Below are 21114 nucleotides of genomic sequence, written 5' to 3' on the forward strand. Positions count from 1 at the left end.
CCGGGCGTCCCCAAGGGGGACAACAGCCTCGCTGTCCCTGAGTTGGGGTGTGCTTGGTTTGAGATCAGCGATCTATATAAAGTGAGCTGCTTGCGCTTGTTGTTCATGGGTTTGGATGAAAAATGCATCTAAATCAAAGGAATGACGAGCGAGAGCAGCTCACTTTTTTGTAAAGAAGCGCAGTAATTGCGGGTAGAAGGTGGCTGTATGGGCGGCTTTCTGAGAACATGCCTTTCCATGAAGCTACAAGACAGGACTTTCGTGGAGGCGGGTCAGCGGCAACCTCTGCCTCAATGTCTGGAGCGCCGCGGCGCGCTGATGCTGGCGGGTTCGCTGCTTGCGGTGCTGGCAGGGTGTTCCACCACCAAAGACAAGCCCCGGCCTGCTGCGCAAGGCGGATCTTCCGTGCGCCCGGCCAATGCCCTGAGTCTGGATGCAGAGCTGCGCGAGTCGCTGCTGGCGCGCACCATGCTGGTGGTCAACACGCCTTACACCTATGGCGGCAACTCGCCTGAAGGCGGTTTTGACTGCAGCGGCCTGATTCAGTGGGCCGTGGGGGGCATCACGGAAATGCGCCTGCCCCGCACCACATCGCAATGGGCGCAGGCCAGCAACCCGGTGGACGGACGCGATCTGATGCGCGGCGACTTTGTGTTCTTCAACACTCTGGGCGGGCGCTATTCCCATATGGGAATTTTTGTGGGCAACGGACAGTTTGTGCACGCGCCGTCCAGCGGCGGAACGGTGCAGCGGGTACGCATGGACAATGTGTACTTCGCCAAGCGATTCACGGAAGCCCGAAGCATCTTTGCCTGAACGCCTGCGCTGCGGATGTAAAAAGGGACTGCCTGGCAGTCCCTCGGTTTTTGCGGGGGGCCTGCACTTATGCCGCAGGCTCGGAGGCGGGCTTTGCCTCATCGCCGGTCAGCGGCAGATTCCAGCTCATCGCATGCCAGGGGTGCTGCTCCTGCGTCACCCATTGCGCCACTTCCTCGGTCGTGAAAGCCTTGCCCAGCACATCGCTGCGGCCTTGTGCCAGCCATTGAGCGCGGCCCTGGGCATAGGCCTGGCCGAAAGCAAGCCAGCTGTCGAAGCATTGCTGGGCGCGCTGGGCGTTGAGCTGAAGGATATCCCAATGCAGGGCTTCGTCCGTCCATTCCAGCAGCCTGGCGCTGCGCACAAAAAAGGTCACGCGCGCGCAGGCAAACGCCATTGCGGCGCGCACGTCGTCGCTGCGCTGCAGGCGCTGCAGATCCAGCATGAACCAGCGCTGGCGCAGTGCGTCGGGCAGTTGCTGGCGCACCTGTTCGTCGCTGAGGTCGGTGCGCAGGCCAAGATGGTGCAGGATCATGGGGCGCAGCTGTCTGGCCAGCGCATCGTCAGCGCCATGCAGATCGCTGGCAAAGCCGCCTTGCATGGCGTGGTAGGCCATGGGGTGGGCCAGGGCCAGGGCCCAGTTGCGCTCCTGGCTGCCCGCCTGGTAGCTGATGATGTCGCCGCGCTGCTTGGCCTCCTTGAGGCGCTTGAAGCCGCCGCGCAGCACCCAGTAGATCAGGGCCACGATGAGAAAAAAGATCGTCCATCCGCTCATGTGCGAACTCCTGGGCGACCGGGACGCTTTTTGGCCATCAGCAAGCTCTGTTTCAGTGCGGCGGATTTGGGCATGCGTTCAATGACTTCGCTGTCCAGCGAGTCCTTGCGTGCCGCCACCATCCACTGCATCAGTGGTGACTGCAGATTGAGCCGGGGCAGCAGGGCGGGGTGCTGCTGCATCAGCCACAGTTGCTCGTCGTCGGTCTGCAGCTCCTGCACCGAGCACCAGGGCGCCAGCCCTGGATGGGACTTCAGCAGCTCGGGCGGGCGGCGCACAATGCCCATGGACAGCGCGTCCTCGGGCACCTCGTCATTGAGCGGCAGATGGTTGAGCAGAGTCACCACATCGGGCATATAGCGCGCAATCGGCGGTCGGTTCTGCTTGCCCTTGATCTGCTCGATCTGAAGCTTGCCGTCCTTTTGCACATAGGCATTGACGGTGATGCGGGGCTGTGCAGTGCCCGTGCGGTAGCTGAACAGCCGCATGCGCCCCGACTCGAGACCCTCGGCGTAATGTTCTCCATAGCCGCCGGTGAAGGACTTGCGGTTGGCAAACTGGCCCACGCAGTGGCCCATCATCTGGCTTTCATAGGCCATTTCCTGGCGCATCTGCGCACTTGTGCCGTCAAACTCCACAAAGGTACCGTGCTGGCCACGCAGCAGCCCGTGCACGGCGCTCTGGCTGTGCTCGACCCGGCCGCTGTTCTGTTTTTTCTCGAAAGCCAGATGCTCCAGCGTCCAGCGCGCCAGCGCCTGTGGGCAGTTCACGCGCTGCAGCTTGCCTTCGAGAGAGGTGCCCTTGCGGGTGGAGAGAAATTCCACCAGCCGTGTCTCCAGTGCCAGCAGGGCCGCGCTGTCGGGCTGCACCCACCAGAGCTCGGGCAGCTCGAAGCCGGCCTGCCTGCGCTCCAGCCGCTCCAGCGCCCAGGCCGGCGGCTGCTGACGGCCGGCCAGCTCCTGCAACTGCCGGACGTCGGCAATGCGCAGCACGGCAGGCTCGTCGGCCTGCAGATTGCCCACCACATGGCGGTAGAAGTGGTTGCCCAGCCAGACCGCGACATCGGCTGCGTCGCCGCGCTCTGCGCTGCGCTCCTTGATGCGCTGCTTGATGGCCGGGGCGTTGACGACATCGCGCGCCTTGTAGGCACTGGCGGCAGCGGCTTTTTCGACGACCTGATTCACCAGAATTTCCACCATGGTTTGCGACCCGATGCCGCAGCGCCGGCCTGGGCGTCGCGCTCGGTCAGCTTGCGCTCGGCACGCTCTATGCCGGACTGCGACATGCGCCGCTCGTCCTCGTCGTCGTCCTTGTCCAGATAGCTGTTGGCCTGCTTGTGCAGTGCCACGGATTCCTCCAGCAGCTCGGGGTAGGCTTCCAGCGCACAGGCCAGGCGGCGCAGCGGATAGCAGTCCTGCAGCGCAATGACTTCTTGCTGATGCGCGCGCAGGCGCGGCAGCACCAGCTCGGGGCGTGTGCTGGAGAAAAAGTCCAGCATGGACATCAGGGACGCCAGGTAGTTGCGGCGCACGTCGCGCTGCTCGTCTTCATCCAGGTCGTGGAACCATTGGTCCAGACGCTCCATCCAGATGCTGATCTCGTCATCGCGGTTGAGCTTGTAGAGCGACAGGGCGACGGTGGAGAAGTAACGCGTGGGTTCATGGCGGCTGTAGCCATGCTCCTGGGCGAAATGCCACAGGCGCTCGGCCTCGACCACGGTCTGCGCGTCGTCATCCTTGCCCACGGCACACCACAGCAGGCCGTTGTGATGCTCGGCAAACGGGCTGCTGCCCAGTCCCTTGTGGTGCAGCTCGGCGGCCTCGTCGTAGCGGTCCATGAAGCGGTACTTGATGGCCAGGTTGTTGCAGAGCATGGAGTACACATGCAGGTCGCCATCCTTGAAGCGGCCCTGGCCAGTCGCCCAGAAATGCTCGAAGCGGGCGAGACCCTCCTCGTAGTAGCGGACGACCAGAGGCTCGCGCACCTCCTGCGCAGGCACTTTCTTCTTGCCACCCATCAGCGGTGCCAGATCGTCTGCATCGTCAAGGACCACGCCGGCGGCGTAGCACCAGTGCGCGCCATGGCCCTGGGGAAAAGGCCGAGCCAGCGCTTCTTCCAGCGGCAGCGCGGCAAAGCGGGCAGCCCAGAGCGCGGGCAGCTTGTCGCTGTCGGCCATCTCGGGGTGCTGGCCCACGCCAATTTCCAGCAGCGGCAGAGCCTGCTCCATCTGGCGCTTGCGTGCCAGACGCAGGCCGTCGAGCAGAGCCAGCACCGGATGCGCCGGCTGGGCTGCGCGCACCATGTTCAGATAGAAATCCGCCGGATGCAGCGGCCTCTCTTCTTGCGCGAGCAGCTGGCGCATGTCCTCGTCGGTCTGGCCAATGGCCAGAACCAGGGCCCAGGTGATGGCGTTTTCCGGGTCGTTGCTGAACTGCTTCTTGGCGAGCTCGAAGGCGGCCACGGCCGAGACGGGACGAGCGTGGAGCACGCTCTGAAGCGCCAGATCGGCGGCTTGCTTCAGGCGCCCGGTCTGCTCCAGCCAGCCCAGCCAGGAGGCGGTGAAGGGATCGCCCGAGTCATCCGTCAGTCCGAAGTGTCCCTGAGGGGCCAGCTGCAGAGCTGCCTCCAGCTGACCGGCCTGAGCGCAGGCCTGGGCCTGCAGCCGCACGATCTTGACCTGGCGATGCGCCTTGACGGCTTGCGATGGTGGCGGGTTCTCCAGACGGGCGAGCTGTTGCTCACAGGCCATGAGCAGGGCTGGCAGGCTTTGCGGGGCCAGCGGCAGCACATGGTCGGCCAGCGTCATCCAGCGGTCAAAGTCCACCTGCTGATCGGGCGCGGCATCGCGCAATATATTGATGGCGTTCTGCACGAGGCTGGCTGACTCGCTGGTGTGGCCGCTTTTGTGGGCCATTTCCGCCTTGCGAACGCAGAGGATGGCATCGAGATAGGCCGCATCTTCGGCCAGGTCGGGGTTGCGACGCTCCTGGGTGCGTTGCAGCTCAAGGCCCGTGGCCGCAGCTTCCCAGGCCTGGAGCTGAGAGGCCATCCAGTGCCAGCCATGCCAGTAGTTGTCGCTGTCCACATCCTCGGGCAGCCGGGCAATGGCCTGTGCCGTCGAACCCAGCAAGGCTTGCGCGGAGGGCTGGTCAAAGCCCATGCGGCTCTGGATGTCGCTGAGGCTCAGGCGCAGCGCGGCTTCTGCGGGACTCAGTTCGTCGGCAGCGGCCAGGGCAGTGCCGCGATGCTGCTGCAGCAGCTTGTTAGCCGCTTCGGGCTGATCGAGGTAGAGCCAGAAGTCGTGAACGCGCTCGAGCTCCTGCACGGTGGCAGGGGCAAAGTTCTGCTGCCCCATCAATTCCACCGCAGCGGCGATGCGCTCCTGACGGCTGATGCTGCCGGGCTTGTCGTCGTTGTAGTCGTTCAGTAGCTCATGGGCTTGATCCAGCAGGGCGTAGATGGCATCGCCCTGCAGTGCGGCAGTTTGGTTCATGGTGTCCAGAGTTCAATCCGAGGCAGCTTGGCCCCAATAGGCCACCATCCTAGCGGCGGATTGAAGAGGTGTGTGCCATCCGGCAAGGCATCACCATTTGTTACAGAATTTATAACCAGTCATGAAAAAAGCCTGCCTTGGCATTGCCGGCAGGCTTTGTGTGGATGAGGCCGGGGACTGTCGGGCTGTCAATCCTTGACCAGGACTTCGCCGCGCAAGGTGTAAGCCTTGGCTTCGGTAATCTTCACATCCACCATCTGTCCGATCAAACGCTCGTTGCCGGGGAAGTTGACCACGCGGTTGCAATAGGTGCGGCCCATCAGCTCGCTGCCGTCGCGCTTGCTCACGCCTTCGACCAGCAGGCGTTGCACCGTGCCGACACGCTCTTCGCTGATCTCCTTGATGTTGGTGTTGATCACGGCCTGCAGCTCCTGCAGGCGGCGCAGCTTGACTTCGTGCGGCGTGTCGTCGTGCAGATTGGCAGCAGGCGTGCCGGGGCGGGGGCTGAAGATGAAGCTGAACGAGTTGTCGAAGCGCACATCGTGGATGAGCTTCATCATCTTCTGGAAGTCCTCCTCGGTCTCGCCGGGGAAGCCCACGATGAAGTCGCTGCTCATGGCCAGATCGGGGCGGATGGCACGCAGCTTGCGGATGGTGCTCTTGTATTCCATGGCCGTGTAGCCGCGCTTCATGGCCATGAGGATCTTGTCGCTGCCATGCTGCACGGGCAGATGCAGATGGCTGACCAGTTGCGGAATCTTGGCGTAGGCCTCGATCAGGCGCGGCGTGAACTCGTTGGGATGGCTGGTGGTGTAGCGGATGCGTTCGATGCCGGGAATCTCGGCCACATATTCCAGCAGCAGCGCGAAGTCGGCCATCTCGCTGCTGTCGCCCATCTTGCCCAGGTAGGCGTTGACGTTCTGGCCCAGCAGCGTGATTTCCTTCACGCCTTGCTCGGCCAGGCCCGCGACTTCCACCAGCACGTCCTCGAAGGGGCGGCTGACTTCTTCGCCGCGCGTATAGGGCACGACGCAGTAGCTGCAATATTTGGAGCAGCCTTCCATGATGGAGACAAAGGCCGAAGCGCCTTCCACGCGCGCCGGCGGCAGGTGGTCGAACTTCTCGATTTCGGGGAAGGAGATATCGACCTGGGGCTTGGCCTTGGCCGCGCGCTGATTGAGCAGCTCGGGCAGGCGATGCAGGGTCTGGGGGCCGAAGACCACGTCCACGAACGGAGCGCGTTTGATGATCTCGGCGCCTTCCTGGCTGGCCACGCAGCCGCCCACGCCGATCAGCACGCCTTTTTCCTTGAGATGGCGGATGCGGCCCAGATCGCTGAATACTTTTTCCTGGGCCTTCTCGCGCACCGAGCAGGTGTTGAACAGAATCAGATCGGCCTCGTCCACGTTCTGTGTGGGCTCGTAACCCTGGGCCGCACCCAGCACATCGGCCATCTTGTCCGAGTCGTACTCGTTCATCTGGCAGCCAAAGGTTTTGATAAAGACTTTCTTGCTCATGGGGCGCTCTTGTCAGGTGGGCTTGCAGAGTCTGCAAGCACAAAGTGATAGCGGCTAGCGCTTGCCATCACTCGATTTGGATATGGAAACAGTTCGAAAAGCTTGCTGAAAAAGCGCAAGCAGCTCGTCAATTAATAGCGGCCGGCGCGGGCCGGACTCAGCTGCCGAACACGCGCTGCAGCAGGGTGCGCGGCTGGATCGGCTTGTATTTCTCGATTTCGGCCGGGGTCAGAATCCAGGCCGTGTGCAGACCCTGCGTCTGCGGCTCGATCACATAGCCCACCAGCAGCTTCTGGCCTGCATAGTTGCTGGCAAAGACCAGGCTGCGTTCGCGGCTGAACAGGCGAAAGCCTGGCGTGGTGCGAATGGTCGTGCCGTTGATGGCCACTTCGGGGAAGTTGGTGACCGTCAGTTCGCCGAACTGCGCCGTGGGCGGAAAGTTGCGCGTGTCGTCCGAGGGCAGGCCCTGGGCCAGGGCCGGCAGGCCGGCGCTGGCGGCAGCGGCCAGCAGGGCGCAGGCCACGAAGCGGCGGCTGATGAGGTCGGTGGTGCAGCGGTTCATGGTGTATATCCAGGGGCTGATCGTGGGGCGGTCAGAGCTGGAGTCATGGCCGCAATGCCGTGATTCTAGAGGCTGGCGCTTGGCAGCAGGGCTTGCTCAGGCTTTGCCGCCCGCAGCATAGAGCACGGCCTTGGGCGGACGGCACAGCCCCCAGAAGCGCAGGCCCGTCAGCTCGGCCATGCGCACGCCCATGGAGGTGGGCGCGGAAATCGTGGCCAGCGCCGCGATGCCGACCTTGGCGCATTTGCGCACCAGTTCATGGCTGCCGCGGCTGGACAGCAGCACAAAGCCGGGCTCGCCGAGGCGGCCTGTGCGGGCCAGCCGGCCGACCAGCTTGTCCAGCGCATTGTGGCGGCCCACGTCTTCGAGCACATCCGTGATGTCGCCGGCCAGCGTGGCCCAGCCTGCGGCATGGATGGCGCCGGCCTCGGCATTGAGAATCTGGTGTGGCGGCAGGGCGTCAATCGCCTTGAGCACGGTGGCTGCGTCGACCTGCTCCAGCCAGTCCTGGGGCGGCAGGGCATCAAACGACAGATCCAGCGCCGCAAAGCTCTCGACTCCGCAGACGCCGCAACCCGTGCGGCCCGTCATGCTGCGGCGTTTGTCCTTGAGCCGGGCAAAGCAGCGCGAGGCGATGTCGAGCTGCACTTCCATGCCGTCCATGCCTTCGGGCAGGCCGGCCGCAGCGGCAGACACAGGGCGGGCTTCGATGCCGTAGCAGTCAGCGGCGCTGTCGATGATGCCCTCGGTCAGCGCAAAGCCCAGCGCAAAGTCCTCCACATCGGTGGGCGAGCCCATCATCACCGCATGCGAGATGCCGTTGAAGACCAGCGCGATCGGCACCTCGGCCGCCAGCACGCGCTCCTGCCGCTCCTGCTGCCCGGCGTTGAAGAAGCTCACGGCATGGGTGTGCAGCGGTGCTATCGGCTGGGCAGGGATGGGGCAGGCGGACTCGGTCATGGGCTGATGATAGTCAGCAGGCGCATCCCTTGCCGGCAAGGGGCGGACTCCGGCTCGGGGCTTTGCACAGCGGACCTAGGCCAGCAGCGGCAGCATCAGCGGGTTGATGCCGCTGCGCGCAAGCTCTTTTTCCTCCATCTCGGCATCCAGGGCCAGACTGGCCAGGTCGTCGGCCACCAGTTCCAGCTGGTGGTCCGCTTGCTGGTAGAAGGCCTTGAGATAGGTCTGGCATTCGTTGCAGCCCTCGGCCTTGATGGGCGCTTTTTCGTCTTCCAGGCACCAGTAGTCCAGTGCATGCGTGCTGTCGCAGTTGCTGCACTTGCTGCGCACCACATGCCACTGGCATTCGCACAGGCTGCATTGCAGATAGCGCACGCCGGCCTGGGCGCCGCCGAGCACCAGGCTGCCCGTGGGCACATGGCCGCAGACGGGGCAGAGATGGCGCGGCTCGCCCGGTTCGGCCCGGCCGGCAGCGGGCAGCTGGCTGGCCAGCTGGCGCCAGTACAGCGACAGCGCGCTCCACAGCAGCTGGGCCACGCCGGCTTCGGGCAGGACCGCGTCCTCGGCCAGGGCTTCGCTGCGCAGCGCCGTCAGCAGGGCGTCGGCCCAGGCTTGGCGCCGGGCTGCATCGGCCTGCTGCAAGCGCGCCAAGGCCTGGCCGATGGCGGCAGTCTGCATGCGGGGTTGCTGCGCCATGCGGTTCAGCAGCTCGTCGAGCAGGGCCAGCCAGTGGGCCGAACGCGGCCACAGGGCCGAATGCAGAGGTGCTTGCGGGCGCTGTTGCAGGGCCGTGCCCAGGCCGGCTGCTTCCTGCTCGGGCAGGGGCAGGGCCTCGGCCGTGGCCTGCTGGGCACCGGCCAGTTCGGCGGCCCACAGCAGATACTCGGCCATGGCATGGCCCTGGGCCAGATGCTGCAGGCGGCTGGCGCGAGCGGCATAGGGCAGTCTGGCGGCGGGCAGCCGCAGGGGGGCGATATGGCCCACACCGGGCGAGCGTTCGGATTCGGGAACCAGATGGATGCTCATCGTGTGCTCCCTGTCTTGGCCTTGCCTGCTGTCGCAGGTTTGGCGCTGATCTCCTCATGCCAGCGGTCATGATGGGCGCGGGCCCAGGCATGGCTGACATAGCCGGTGACCATGCCGCGTATCGATCCCTTGACCCAGAAGGCCAGATAGATATGGCCAAGGATCAGCAAGATCAGGCCCACGCCCGCCAGAGCGTGCAGCGCCAGCGCGACGCGCAGCACGGGAATCGGGAACAGATGGGCGAAGTAGGCGCGCCAGATCACCAGGCCCGTGAGCAGCAGCACGCAGATCAGGCTCATGATGCCCCAGAACAGCAGCTTCTGGCCGGCGTTGTACTTGCCGATGCGCAGCCGCCGGCTGTGGTCTCCCGCGACCACTGACTTCACGTTCTCCACCCAGATGCGGTCTTCCTTGACGAACAGGTTGTATTTCACAAAGCGAACGAACAGATAGACCAGTGCCACAAACACCACGATGCCGAAGAAGGGGTGCAGCAGCCGCGCTAGCTGCGGTGTGCCGAAGACGCTGTTGAGCCAGTTCAGGCTGGGAAACACCCAGGATAGGCCCGACATGGCGACCAGGAAGAAACACACCACCATGGCCCAGTGGCAGAGGCGATCGGGCAGCGGGGTGCGCAAGATCATGCGGTCTTTGTTCATGCCGTTTCTCCTTTCTTGGCGCGGTCCTCGCCCGCATCGTCTTCGTCGATCTCGTTGGGGCCGGCGGCCATATAGTGGGCCGCGGCACCGGCCAGCGTGGCCACGAAGCCCAGGGCCGCCAGCGGCTTGAACCAGCCCTTCCAGCCCTCGACCACGGCGCTGATCTTGGGGTCCCTGGGCAGCTTGTGATAGAGCTCGGGCTGGTCGGCATGGTGCAGCACATACATCACATGGGTGCCGTCCACGCCTTGCGGGTCGTAGATGCCGGCCTGGTCAAAGCCGCGGGTCTTCATTTCCTGCACGCGGCCTTCGGCCTTGACCAGCATGTCGTCCTTGCTGCCGAACGCGATGGCGCCCGTGGGGCAGGTCTTGACGCAGGCCGGCTCCTGGCCCACGGCCACGCGGTCCGAACACAGCGTGCACTTGTAGGCCTTATTGTCCTTTTTGCTGATGCGCGGGATGTTGAAGGGGCAGCCGGCCACGCAGTAGCCGCAGCCTATGCATTGCTCCGACTGGAAGTCCACGATGCCGTTGGCGTACTGCACGATGGCACCGGGTTGGGGGCAGGCCTTGAGGCAGCCGGGGTCTTCGCAGTGCATGCAGCCGTCCTTGCGGATCAGCCACTCCAGCTTGCCCTGCTCGTTGACGTACTCGTCAAAGCGCATCAGCGTCCAGCTCTCGGGCGAGAGATCGCGCGGGTTGTCGTAGACGCCGAAGTTCTCGCCCACATCGTCGCGCAGATCGTTCCACTCGCTGCAGGCCACCTGGCAGGCCTTGCAGCCAATGCAGATGCTGACGTCGATGAGTTTGGCGACCTCGGCCTTGTGGTCGCGGGCGTGGGCGGCGGGCGTGAGCTCGCTGGTGGCCGAGCGCCGCACGATATCTTGGGATTGCATGGTCATGGGTGCTCGCCTTATGCCTTTTCGATGTTGACCAGAAAGGCCTTGAACTCGGGGGTCTGGGCATTGGCATCGCCGATGCCGGGGCTCAGCGTATTGGCCAGATAGCCCTTGCGCGTCGTGCCTTCGTAGCCCCAGTGGCAGGGGATGCCGATCTGCTCGATCTCCTGGCCATCGACCTGCAGCGTCATCACGCGCTTGGTCACCACGGCCTTGCCCTTGATGTGTCCGCGCTTGCTGGAGACCCGGATCATGTCGCCGGCCTTGATGCCTTTCTTGTCGGCCAGCTTCTCGGACAGCTCGATGAACTGCTCGGGTTGCACGATGGCGTTCAGGCGCGAGTGCTTGGTCCAGTGGCGGAACATCTCGGTGATGGAGTAGGTCGTGGCCACATAAGGGAACTGCTCGCGCGAGCCCATGCGCGCCGCGTCGTCGGCGAACACGCGCGCCACGGGGCTCTTGCTGACCTTGGGGTGCAGCGGATTGGCTGCAATCGGGCTTTCGGTGGGCTCGTAGTGCTCGGGGAAGGGGCCATCGTTCATGCCCTTGGCGGAGAACAGGCGTCCCAGGCCCTCGGGCTGCATGATGAAGGGGCTCACACCGCTGTTGGGTGCGGCGGTCAGCGGATAGTCGGGCACGTCGGAGCCGCCCCATTTCCTGCCATCCCAGTGCAGGATCTGGCGCTTGGGGTCCCAGGGCCTGCCGGCCGGATCGGCCGAGGCGCGGTTGTAGAGCAGGCGGCGGTTGGCCGGCCAGGCCCAGGCCCAGCCCGGCGTGTTGCCCAGGCCGGTGTCGGTGTTGTCGCGGCGGGCCATCTGGTTGCCGGCCTCGGTCCACGAGCCGGCAAAGATCCAGCAGTAGCTGGAGGTCGTGCCGTCGTCGCGCAGCATGCCGAAGTCGGAGAGCAGCTCGCCCTTTTTGGCGATCAGCTTGCCGCTGTCGTCGAACAGGTCGGCCAGTGCGTAGCCGTTGGCTTCCTTGGCCACTTCCTCGGGATGGGGGTCGTGAGGGTCGTGGTAGTCCCAGCGCATATTCATCAAGGGCTCGGGGCAGGTGCCGCCTTCCTTGGCGTACAGCTCGCGCAGCTTCATGAAGATGCCGCCCAGGATGCGACCGTCGTGGCGCGCCTCGAAGGGCGGCTCCTGCGCGGCCCAGTGCCATTGCAGCCAGCGGCCAGAGTTGACGATGGCGCCGTTTTCCTCGGCAAAGCAGGACGAGGGCAGGCGGAACACCGTGGTCTGGATCTTTGCGGGGTCCACATCGTTGAACTCGCCGTGGTTCTTCCAGAAGGTGGAGGTCTCGGTCTGCAGCGGATCGATGATGACGAGGAACTTCAGCTTGGACAGGGCGTCGCGGATCTTGCCCGAGTCGGGCATGGCGGCCACGGGGTTGAAGCCCTGGGCGATGTAGCCGTTGACCTTGCCGCGATACATCAGATCGAAATAGGCCAGCATGTCGTAGCTGTGGTCCCACTTGGGCAGCCAGTCGTAGCCCCAGCTGTTCTCGCGCGTGGCGTGCTCGCCGTACAGATCCTTCATCAGGCTGACGAAGAACTTGGGCGTGTTCTTCCAGTAGTTGACCTGGCCGGGCAGGTCGGCCTTGGGCGTGGCGTCCGCCAGGTACTGCTCTATGGTCTGCTGCCTGTCCTCGGGCAGGTTCAGGTAGCCGGGCAGGCGCGTCGAGAGCAGGCCCAGGTCGGTATAGCCCTGGATGTTGGAGTGGCCGCGCAGCGCGTTAACGCCGCCGCCGGCCATGCCGATATTGCCCAGCAGCAGCTGGATCATGGCCGCGCCGCGGATGATTTGCGCGCCGGCCGTGTGGTGGGTCCAGCCCAGGGCATAGAGGAAGGTGGCTGTGCGGTCCGGCACGCAGGTGCTGGCCAGTTGCTCGCAGACATGCAGAAAGTCGGCGACCTGGGTGCCGGTGATGGTCTGCACCATCTCGGGCGTGTAGCGCTCCACATGCTTTTTCAGCAGGTTCAGCACGCAGCGCGGGTGCTGCAGGCTTTCGTCGGTCAGCGCATGGCCTTGGTCGTTGCGCTCATAGGTCCAGCTGGATTTGTCGTAGGCTTTTTTGTCGGCGTCGTAGCCGCTGAACAGGCCTTCGTCGAAGCCATAGTCCTCGCGCACGATCAGGCTGGCATTGGTATAGGCCTTGACGTATTCGTGCTGGATCTTGTCGTGCTGCAGCAGATAGTTGACCACGCCCATGAGAAAGGCGGCGTCCGAGCCTGCCCGGATGGGGGCGTAGAAGTCGGCTACCGAGGCCGTGCGGTTGAAGCGCGGGTCCACCACCATGAGGTGGGCCTTGTTGTGGATCTTGGCTTCGATGGCCCACTTGAAGCCCACGGGGTGGGCTTCGGCGGGGTTGCCGCCCATGACCAGGATCACGTTGGCGTTCTTGATGTCCACCCAGTGGTTGGTCATCGCGCCGCGACCGAAGGAGGGCGCCAGGGCCGACACCGTGGGGCCGTGGCACAGACGGGCCTGGCAGTCGAAGCCCACCATGCCCAGCGCGCGGCCGAAGCGGAAGTCCAGGATGCCGGTTTCGTTGGAGGCGGCCGACGAGGCCAGCATGCCGGTGCTGAGCCAGCGGTTGACGCGCTGGCCCTGGTCGTTTTTTTCGATGAAGTTGGCGTCGCGATCGTCCTTGAGCAGGCGCGCGATGCGTTCGTTGGCTTCGTCCCAGCTGATGCGCTTCCACTCGTTGCTGCCGGCCTCACGCACCTCGGGGTATTTCAGGCGCTGGTCGGAGTGGATGTAGTCCAGGGCACCGGCCCCCTTGGGGCACAGCGAGCCGCGGCTGACGGGGTGGTCTGGGTCGCCCTCGATGTGGAAGATCCGGGACTTGGCGTTCTTGGCGCCGTCACCCAGGCTGTACATCAGCATGCCGCAGCCCACCGAGCAGTAGGTACAGTTGTTGCGGGTTTCCTTGGCGCGCAGCAGCTTGTACTGGCGGGGCAATGTGGCCATGGCCACGGAGGGGGCAAAGCCCAGGGATGCAGCAGTGGCGCCGGTGACACCGGCACCGCACAGCTTGAAGAAACGTCTTCTGCCGTGATTCATCATGTGTTGTTTTCTTCAACCGCGCTCCCATGACCATGGAGGGCGTTAGGTTTGCAGGTGGCCGCATGCGCAGATGCAGCTACCCGTGAGCCGGGGGAACAGCCCGGACTCGGGGCCTCGACCTTGACGATTGCTCACGCATTGCCGGACCTCACGGGCCACGTCGAATGTTGAGGGATGCCAATGGCAAGCAATTGAGCCGGCTCGCACAGCCAGGCTCGCAAAGCGAGGAAACGCGACAAAAGCCCTCAAGCTTTTTGTCATATGACTTTTAGATAAAAGTCAAAGGATGGCGAATCTATTCAGTAAGCGAATGTTTGTCCAGCAAAGGCTAGCGCAGACCTCGGGTATGAGCTGGAAAATTCTTGATATGCATCAAGTATTTAGTCCAGCAGTGCCATCCCTTTGATCTGTGCATACACCGGCATGCCGGCCTGCAGTTGCAAGGCCTTGGCCGAGTGCCGGGTGATTCTGGCCAGCAGCCGGGTGCCACCCGCCTGCAGCGAGACCATGACCTGCCCCGGCCCGTCCTCGCGCAGGCCCAGCACCTGCACCGGAAGGATGTTGAGAATGCTGCTGCCCTCGGGCCTGAGCAGACTCAGGCTGACATCGCGTGCCTGCACGCGCAGCGGCACCGTGCTGCCCGGCTCGCGCGGTCTGGCCATGACGAGCTGCAGTTGTCCGCCGTCGAAGATCAGCGTGCTCAGATGGTCGGCAGCGTCATGGGCCTGCACCGTGGCATGGACCACGCTGGAGGCCACGTCGCCATGGGCCAGCGGCAGATCAAGGCTGGAGAGCAGTTCGGTGACGGAGCCCTGCGCCAGCACCTTGCCCGCGCCGAGCAGCACCATATGCTGGGCCAGGCGCGCAACCTCGTCCATGGAGTGGCTCACATAGATCACGGGAATCCGCAGATGCCGCTGCAACTGCTCCAGATAGGGCAGAACCTCGGCCTTGCGCTGGGCGTCGAGCGCGGCCAGGGGCTCGTCCATGAGCAGCACTTCGGGGCTGGTGGCCAGCGCTCTTGCAATCGCCACGCGCTGGCGTTCGCCGCCCGAAAGCGTGGCGGGCATGCGATCCATCAGATGGCTGATGCCCAGCAGCTCCACGGCCCGCTCCTTGGAGACCTTGCGGCGCTCCTGCGGCGTGCGCTTGAGACCGTAATCGATATTGCGCTGCACCGACAGATGCGGAAACAGGCTGGCTTCCTGAAATACATAACCGAGTGCGCGCTGGTGCGTTGGCAGCCATTGCCGGCTGGCGTCGTCCTGCCATACGGTCTGGTTGACGGTTACGCGACCTTGCGCCCGCTCCAGCCCGGCGAGGCTGCGCAGACAGCTGGTCTTGCCGCAGCCCGAAGGCCCGAACAGGGCCGTGACCCCCTGGCCGGGCAGTTGCAGATCCACATCGAGTTCAAAGTCCGGCCGGCTCAGCCTGAGCTGTGCGGTGATGAAATTGGTGGCTGTCATGCGCGGCGCTCCGCTTTGGGTTGCAGCCAGTTCAAAGCCAGCAGCACGATGAAGGAGAACACCACCATGCCGGCCGCCAGCATATGGGCGTGGCCGTACTCCATGGCTTCCACATGATCGTAAATCTGTACCGAGACCACGCGCGTGACGCCGGGGATGTTGCCGCCCAGCATCAGCACCACGCCGAATTCGCCCACGGTGTGGGCAAAGGTCAGCACGGCGGCGGTGATGAATCCGGGACGCGCCAGCGGCAGGGCCACGGTCAGGAAGCGGTCCAGCGGACTGGCGCCCAGGCTGGCGGCTGCCTCCATGGGGCGCGGGCCCAATGCCTCGAAGGCACGCTGCAGCGGCTGCACGGTGAATGGCATGGAGTAGATCAGCGAGCCGACCACGAGGCCGGCAAAGGTGAACGGCAGATTGCCCAGGCCCATGGCCTGCGTGAGCTTGCCTATGGGTCCATTGGGGCCCATGGTGACCAGCAGATAAAAGCCGATGACGGTGGGCGGCAGTACCAGCGGCAGCGCCACCACGGCACCGATCGGGCCACGCCAGCGCGAACGGGTATGGGCCAGCCACCAGGCCAGCGGTGTGCACAACAGCATGAGCAGCACGGTAGTCACGCCTGCGAGCTTGAGCGTGAGCCAGATGGCTGCGTAGTCTTCGGCATTCAGTTGCATGGAATCAAAAACAGGACTTGCGCAAACAAGCATGCACAACGAACATCTCTATCGGCAAAGCACCATGTCCGATCCGAATTTGCGCAAGTCGTAAAAAAAGACCCTTGGAGCGCCCAGCTTAGCCGAGCAGCGCCAAGGGTAGAGCGGATTGGTCTGAGCTCCAGGATTTGCCGGTCAAGCGTCAGAAGCTATAACCATAGGAGCGGATGATGTCATGTGCCTTGGGGCTGCGCAGGTACTTCATCAAAGCCGCAGCGGCTTCGTTGTCCTTGGCGCTGTTGAGCACAATGGCGTCCTGGCGAATGGGTTCATGCATGTTGCCGGGCACCTGCCAGGCCGAACCCTCGCGGATCTTGCCGTTCTCCATGACCTGGGACAGCGCCACAAAACCCAGCTGCGCATTGCCGGTGGCCGCGAACTGGTAGGTCTGGGCGATGTTCTCGCCCATCACCACCTTGGGCTGTACCTGTGCGCTCAGGCCCAGCTTGTTCAGCACTTCCATGGCAGCTGTTCCGTAAGGGGCCAGCTTGGGATTGGCAATCGCGATGTGCTTGTAGTCGCCGCTCTTGAGCACATCGCCCTTGTCGTCCACATAGCCGGCCTTGGGGCTCCACAGCACCAGCGTACCGATGGCGTAGGTGAAGCGCGAATCGGTCACGCCCTTGCCTTCCTTGGCCAGCTTCTCGGGTGTGGTGTCGTCGGCGGCCAGCAGAATGCCGAAGGGTGCGCCGTTGTTGATCTGGGCGTAGAACTTGCCGGTGGCGCCAAACGACAGCTCGGCCTTGTGGCCGGTATCCTTCTCGAACTCGGCCGCAATCTTCTTCATGGGCGCGGTGAAGTTGGCTGCCACGGCGACCGCCACTTCAGCGGCCTGCGCCTGCGCAGACCACAGGCCCAGCACGACTGTGCCGATCACGGCCGCAGAGCGAGCCAGTTGAAAGGAAAAACCGGTGGAGCGGGCAGTGATCTGAGTCATTGAAATTTCGCTATTCATTAATGGAATAGCGAGTGTAACGTGAATGAACAACTGAGGTCGAGCGAGGAAATTGGCTGTCAGGGCATGATGGCGGTCTATGTCAGACACAGAAAATTTCGAACAAGAACAATTGGATATGGCCGGCGACGAGGTAGTGCCGGGTGGCGCACTGTCGTCCGACTCGGTTTCCCAGGCGCTGGGCTATGACATGGCCGACCGTCGCATTGCCATCCTGCGCGGGATTGCGCAAAGCGGCTCCATCTCTCAGGCCGCACGCGATGTGGGCGTGAGCTACAAGGCGGCCTGGCAGGCCATCGATACCCTGACCAATCTGGCTGGCGTGCCGCTGGTTGAGCGCAGCGTGGGCGGCGCCGGGGGCGGTGGTGCACAGATCACGCCGGCGGGCGAGGAATTGCTGCATGCGGCCGAGGCCATGATGCGCTTGCGCAGCGAGTTGCTGCAGCGCATGCAGGCCGGCACGCCGGGTGGCGGGCAACCCAATCTGGGCCTGATGACCAGCATGCGCAATCAGTGGCCCTGCAGTGTGCTCAAGGTCGAGTCCATAGGAGGGCAGATCCGTGTCTGGCTGCGTGCCGCAAGCGATGCAGGCTCGGACTGGACGATTGCCGCGCGTATCACGCCCGAAAGCTATGAGCTGCTGGGTCTGGCACCCGGCGTGCAGGTGCTGGCACTGTGCAAGGCCACGGCCGTCAAGGTCTGGCTGGGGCAGGAGCGGCCTGTAGGGTCCACGCAGCCCATCAATATCTGGCCTGCCGTGGTGCAGCGCGCGACCTATGGCGCGGCCACGGTGACGGAAGAGAGCCTGGCTTCCGACGAAGCCATCTGTCGCTTGAGCTGGGGTGCTCAGATCGTGGGCTTTGCGCCGGCCATGAGCGGGCTGGTGGCCAATGACAATGTCTGGCTGGAGGTGGCCGAGTCTGCGGTAGTGGTGGCGGTGGCCTCCCACTGAAGCACGACTTGCGCAAATTCGGATCTGACTCGGTGTTTTGTCGGTAGGTACGCCTGTTGAGCATTCTTGTTTGCACAAACCAAAAAAAGACCGCCGGTCCTTTCAGACGGGCGGTCAAAAGGGAGTTTTCGGGCAACCGGACTCCCACGTTGAACTGAAATTTCTTAGTCCACTTTCAAGCCGATTTCCTTGATCAGCGGTGCAAAGCGGGCGCGTTCCTTGGCATGGTGGTCCACGAAGTCCTGGCGGCTCATGCGCGGCTCGGGCGTGGCGCCCAGACCCTGGATCACATCGACCACGCTTTTTTGCTCCAGTGCCTTGATCACGCTGGCGCGCACGGCATCCACCACGGGTGCGGGCGTGCCGGCCGGCGCGTAGACGCCGAACAGTGTGTCGGCATCGAAGCCCGGCAGGCCGCTTTCGGCCAGCGTGGGTACCTTGGGGTACAGAGGCGAGCGGTGCGGGCTGCCTATGGCCAGCAGCTTGAGCTTGCCGGCCTCGACCTGCTTGAGTCCCGGGCCCGGATCGAACCAGTATTGCAGCTGACCGCTGAGCACATCGGTCAAGGCCGGACCGGCACCCTTGTAGGGAATATGGCTGGCATCGACCTTGGCCGCGCGCTTGAACATCTCACCGGCCAGATGAGGCGAGCTGCCCGGGCCTGGCGAGCCGTAGGACAGCTTGCCCGGATTGGCCTGCAGGTGCTTGATGAAGTCCTGCACATTGCTCACGGGAAGGCTGGGGTTGGTTTCCAGAAACACATGCACGCGTGCCACGGCCGCCACGGGGATCAAGTCCTTTTCAGGGTTGAACGGCAGCTTGCTGTAGATCAGCGGATTGATGCTGATGCCGCCGCCGCTGCTCAGCAGCAGCGTATAGCCGTCCTTGGCAGAGCGCACGGTTTCGCTGATGCCGATATTGCCGTTGGCTCCGGGCTTGTTGTCCACCACCACGGACTGGCCCAGCACCTGGCTCATGGTGGGAGAGATCGCGCGCCCCATCACATCGGCGGCGCCGCCAGGGGCGAAGTTCACGATCAGGCGGATGGGGCGATCCGGCCATGTCTGTGCCTGGGCCGCCGGTGCCAGGCAAAGCGCCATGCCCAGGCTGGCCCAGCCCTTGGTGATCAGGGCGCGCAACTGCCTGTGCGCAGAAGGGCGTTGAGTGATGGGAGTCTCCATATGCGTTTTCCTGCTTGTCATTGATATCGATCAGTCCAGCTTGATGCCTGCGGTCTTGATGACCTCTCCCCAGCGCTTCTTCTCGGAGAGCCAGAACTCGCGCATCTGCTCGGGAGTGCTGGGCAGGGGCTCCAGGGCCAGTGATTCGAAGCGGGCCTGCACGGCCGGCGTCTTCAGGGTTTCCTGTAGCGTCCTGGACCACATCTGTATGGTGGCGTCATCCGTGCCCCTGGGGGCGACCAGGCCCTGCCAGGCGAATGCCTCGAAGCCGGCCACGCCCTGCTCGATGAGCGTGGGCGTGCGAGGCAGGCTTTTGAGCCGCTGCGCGCTGGCCACGCCGATGGCGCGGACCTTGCCCGTGTTGATGTGGGGCAGGCCTGCGGCGCTGTCCACCAGCATGAAGGGAATCTGGCCGCCGATCACATCCAGCATGGCCGGGCCGGCGCCGCGGTAGGGCGCGTGGGTCATCTTCACGCCCATCTTCTGGGCCAGCAGTTCGGTGGCCAGGTGATGCGGGGTGCCCAGCCCGGGAGATCCATAGCTGAGCTTGTCGGGGTTGGCCTTGGCCCAGGCTGCGAACTCCTGGAAGCTGCGCACCGGCAATTCGTTGTTGACGACCAGCAGCAGCGGAAAGCGCGCCAGCAGGCTGATGGGGACGAAGTCCTGTTCGGCGTTGTAGGCTAGCTTGGGGAACAGATGCGGGTTGGCGGCCAGGGTGGCGAAGTCGGCGGTGAAGACCAGGTTGCCATAGTCGCGCGAGCGCGCCGCATATTCTGCGGCGATGTTGGTGCCGGCCCCCGGCTTGTTGATCACCACGATGTTGCGATGGAGGGGCTTGGCCCAGGCCTCGGCTACGCCGCGAGCCACAGCATCCGAGCCGCCGCCTGCGGCAAAGCCGACCACCCACTCCACGGGCCTGGCTGATGCCTGCTGGGCGTGGGCCGCACCCAGCATGAGCTGTACACCGCAAGCAGCTCCGGCTTTGAGAAAGGTTCTGCGCATGTTGTCTCCTTGTTGTTGAATCCGTGGGCCCGGGCCATGCTGTCTTTCTCTTTGTTTGGCTGTCTTTCCCGAGCCTTCGATGCGTTTTCGCCGAGTCCGGGGCCTATGGCGTGCGCTGCTGTGCCATGCTGATGAGCCGGTGCAGGGTGCGTGTCATGGGCGTGGCAATGCCATGCCGCTCGCCCGCGCGCACCACCGCGCCGTGGATGGAGTCGGTCTCGGTGGGGCGCCCCGCCAGCAGGTCCTGCAGCAGCGATGGCTGGTGTCCCACATGATGGTTCAGGGCGTCCTCCACCGTGGCCCGGATGCGCAGGGCGTCCACGGCGATGCCATTGGCCGCAGCTACGGCAACGACCTCGTCCAGGACTTCGTGGATCAGGCTGCGGCCCAGAGGGCTGGCCAGTCCGTCAACAGTCTGGCGAGTGATGCCGCACAGGCCGTTGAAGGCTGCATTGAAGGCCAGCTTCTCCCAGATGGCGGTCTCGACCTCGGGATCGATCTCGCAATGCAGTCCGGCGCAGTTGAGGTCGTCACAGAAGTCCTGGAACCTGGCGTCCACCTGCCCGGTGCGCGGCATGAAGCGGATCTTGCCGCTGCCCAGCGAACTCACTTTTCCGGGAGCCAGCAACCGGGCCGGCCATGTCGTCACACCCACGGCGATCTGCTGGGAATCGGCAAATCCGTGCAGGGTCTCGATATGTCCTATGCCGTTTTGCAGGCTGAGCAGCAGGGTCCCGGGCCCTATCAGGTGGGCAATGCTTTGCAGCGCGGCCTGGGTATGGGCGGCCTTGGTGAAGATCAGCCAGCGCGCGGGCGGTTGCGTCAGCTCATGGGCCTGCAGGGCCTGAACGCCGGCGTGCAGCGGACCTTGGTCGGTCTCGCAGTGCACGCCGTGCTCGCGTATGGCCTGGAGCAGCTGCGCGTTGACATCCACCAGCGTGACGGGGATGCCGGCCCGGGCCAGCCGGGTGCCGAACAGGGTGCCCATGGCCCCCGCTCCCAGGATGCCGACGGTGGCCGCTCGCGACTCTTGTGTGTTGTGCATGTCTTGTCTCCGAGAGCTCGGG

The 21114-nt window shown here is 64.2% G+C and carries 18 protein-coding genes; 2 read left to right on the plus strand and 16 right to left on the minus strand.

Going from position 1 to position 21114, the window contains the following annotated elements; genetic code table 11:
- Nucleotides 1-237 precede the first annotated feature (237 nt).
- Entirely contained in the window at nucleotides 238-816 is a 579-nt protein-coding gene (locus JAO85_RS14640; RefSeq protein ID WP_034357801.1) for a C40 family peptidase, read from the plus strand.
- Between the two features lie 67 nt (nucleotides 817-883).
- On the opposite strand, the gene JAO85_RS14645 is transcribed toward JAO85_RS14640, so the two are convergent.
- The 13 genes from JAO85_RS14645 to modA all read right to left on the minus strand — a co-directional run bounded on the left by JAO85_RS14645 (nucleotide 884) and on the right by modA (nucleotide 16894).
- Nucleotides 884-1591 carry a DUF1266 domain-containing protein gene (locus JAO85_RS14645; RefSeq protein ID WP_202788390.1) on the minus strand — a complete coding sequence of 236 codons (708 nt, stop codon included), beginning with the start codon at nucleotides 1589-1591 and terminating at the stop codon, nucleotides 884-886.
- Nucleotides 1588-2790, minus strand: a complete 1203-nt coding sequence (locus JAO85_RS14650; RefSeq protein WP_202788391.1) for a hypothetical protein — start codon at nucleotides 2788-2790, stop codon at nucleotides 1588-1590. The genes JAO85_RS14645 and JAO85_RS14650 overlap by 4 nt, the downstream gene beginning before the upstream one ends.
- On the minus strand, nucleotides 2772-5084 hold the full coding sequence (locus JAO85_RS14655; RefSeq protein ID WP_202788392.1) for a hypothetical protein: 2313 nt from the start codon (nucleotides 5082-5084) through the stop codon (nucleotides 2772-2774). Before JAO85_RS14655 ends, JAO85_RS14650 begins: the two co-directional genes overlap by 19 nt.
- A gap of 188 nt (nucleotides 5085-5272) precedes the next feature.
- Entirely contained in the window at nucleotides 5273-6601 is a 1329-nt protein-coding gene (gene miaB / locus JAO85_RS14660) for a tRNA (N6-isopentenyl adenosine(37)-C2)-methylthiotransferase MiaB (RefSeq protein ID WP_003071003.1), read from the minus strand.
- 157 nt (nucleotides 6602-6758) lie between these two features.
- Nucleotides 6759-7163: a hypothetical protein gene (locus tag JAO85_RS14665; protein WP_054075730.1), complete on the minus strand. Its 405-nt coding sequence runs from the start codon at nucleotides 7161-7163 to the stop codon at nucleotides 6759-6761.
- Nucleotides 7164-7259: 96 nt separating this feature from the next.
- Nucleotides 7260-8123, minus strand: a complete 864-nt coding sequence (gene fdhD / locus JAO85_RS14670; protein ID WP_202788393.1) for a formate dehydrogenase accessory sulfurtransferase FdhD — start codon at nucleotides 8121-8123, stop codon at nucleotides 7260-7262.
- Nucleotides 8124-8198: 75 nt separating this feature from the next.
- Nucleotides 8199-9149, minus strand: coding sequence for a formate dehydrogenase accessory protein FdhE (gene fdhE, locus JAO85_RS14675; protein WP_054075732.1), 951 nt, complete (start codon nucleotides 9147-9149; stop codon nucleotides 8199-8201).
- Nucleotides 9146-9808: a formate dehydrogenase subunit gamma gene (locus tag JAO85_RS14680; protein ID WP_054075733.1), complete on the minus strand. Its 663-nt coding sequence runs from the start codon at nucleotides 9806-9808 to the stop codon at nucleotides 9146-9148. The genes fdhE and JAO85_RS14680 overlap by 4 nt, the downstream gene beginning before the upstream one ends.
- Nucleotides 9805-10710 carry a formate dehydrogenase subunit beta gene (fdxH, locus tag JAO85_RS14685; protein ID WP_202788395.1) on the minus strand — a complete coding sequence of 302 codons (906 nt, stop codon included), beginning with the start codon at nucleotides 10708-10710 and terminating at the stop codon, nucleotides 9805-9807. The genes JAO85_RS14680 and fdxH overlap by 4 nt, the downstream gene beginning before the upstream one ends.
- A gap of 11 nt (nucleotides 10711-10721) precedes the next feature.
- The gene (gene fdnG, locus JAO85_RS14690) at nucleotides 10722-13772 is read right to left on the minus strand and encodes a formate dehydrogenase-N subunit alpha (protein WP_255539024.1); all 3051 of its coding nucleotides are present in this window, start codon (nucleotides 13770-13772) and stop codon (nucleotides 10722-10724) included.
- Between the two features lie 383 nt (nucleotides 13773-14155).
- Complete coding sequence (gene modC, locus JAO85_RS14695; protein ID WP_039049807.1) at nucleotides 14156-15241, minus strand: molybdenum ABC transporter ATP-binding protein; 1086 nt, start codon at nucleotides 15239-15241, stop codon at nucleotides 14156-14158.
- Nucleotides 15238-15918 carry a molybdate ABC transporter permease subunit gene (gene modB / locus JAO85_RS14700; protein WP_003075261.1) on the minus strand — a complete coding sequence of 227 codons (681 nt, stop codon included), beginning with the start codon at nucleotides 15916-15918 and terminating at the stop codon, nucleotides 15238-15240. Before modB ends, modC begins: the two co-directional genes overlap by 4 nt.
- Nucleotides 15919-16099: 181 nt before the next feature.
- A complete protein-coding gene (modA, locus tag JAO85_RS14705; RefSeq protein WP_003075262.1) occupies nucleotides 16100-16894 on the minus strand; it encodes a molybdate ABC transporter substrate-binding protein in 795 nt (264 codons plus the stop codon).
- A 97-nt stretch (nucleotides 16895-16991) separates the two neighbouring features.
- Here modA and JAO85_RS14710 point away from each other — a divergent pair, with 97 nt between their 5' ends.
- Entirely contained in the window at nucleotides 16992-17864 is an 873-nt protein-coding gene (locus JAO85_RS14710; RefSeq protein WP_237734852.1) for a TOBE domain-containing protein, read from the plus strand.
- A gap of 164 nt (nucleotides 17865-18028) precedes the next feature.
- On the opposite strand, the gene JAO85_RS14715 is transcribed toward JAO85_RS14710, so the two are convergent.
- The 3 genes from JAO85_RS14715 to JAO85_RS14725 all read right to left on the minus strand — a co-directional run bounded on the left by JAO85_RS14715 (nucleotide 18029) and on the right by JAO85_RS14725 (nucleotide 21092).
- Entirely contained in the window at nucleotides 18029-19045 is a 1017-nt protein-coding gene (locus tag JAO85_RS14715) for a tripartite tricarboxylate transporter substrate binding protein (RefSeq protein ID WP_012839795.1), read from the minus strand.
- Nucleotides 19046-19075: 30 nt separating this feature from the next.
- Complete coding sequence (locus JAO85_RS14720; protein WP_202788397.1) at nucleotides 19076-20047, minus strand: tripartite tricarboxylate transporter substrate binding protein; 972 nt, start codon at nucleotides 20045-20047, stop codon at nucleotides 19076-19078.
- Between the two features lie 103 nt (nucleotides 20048-20150).
- On the minus strand, nucleotides 20151-21092 hold the full coding sequence (locus JAO85_RS14725) for a ketopantoate reductase family protein (RefSeq protein WP_041744332.1): 942 nt from the start codon (nucleotides 21090-21092) through the stop codon (nucleotides 20151-20153).
- Between the last annotated feature and the right edge of the window lie 22 nt (nucleotides 21093-21114).

This window comes from Comamonas sp. NyZ500 (assembly GCF_016772095.1).
Classification (GTDB): Bacteria; Pseudomonadota; Gammaproteobacteria; order Burkholderiales; family Burkholderiaceae_C; genus Comamonas; species Comamonas thiooxydans.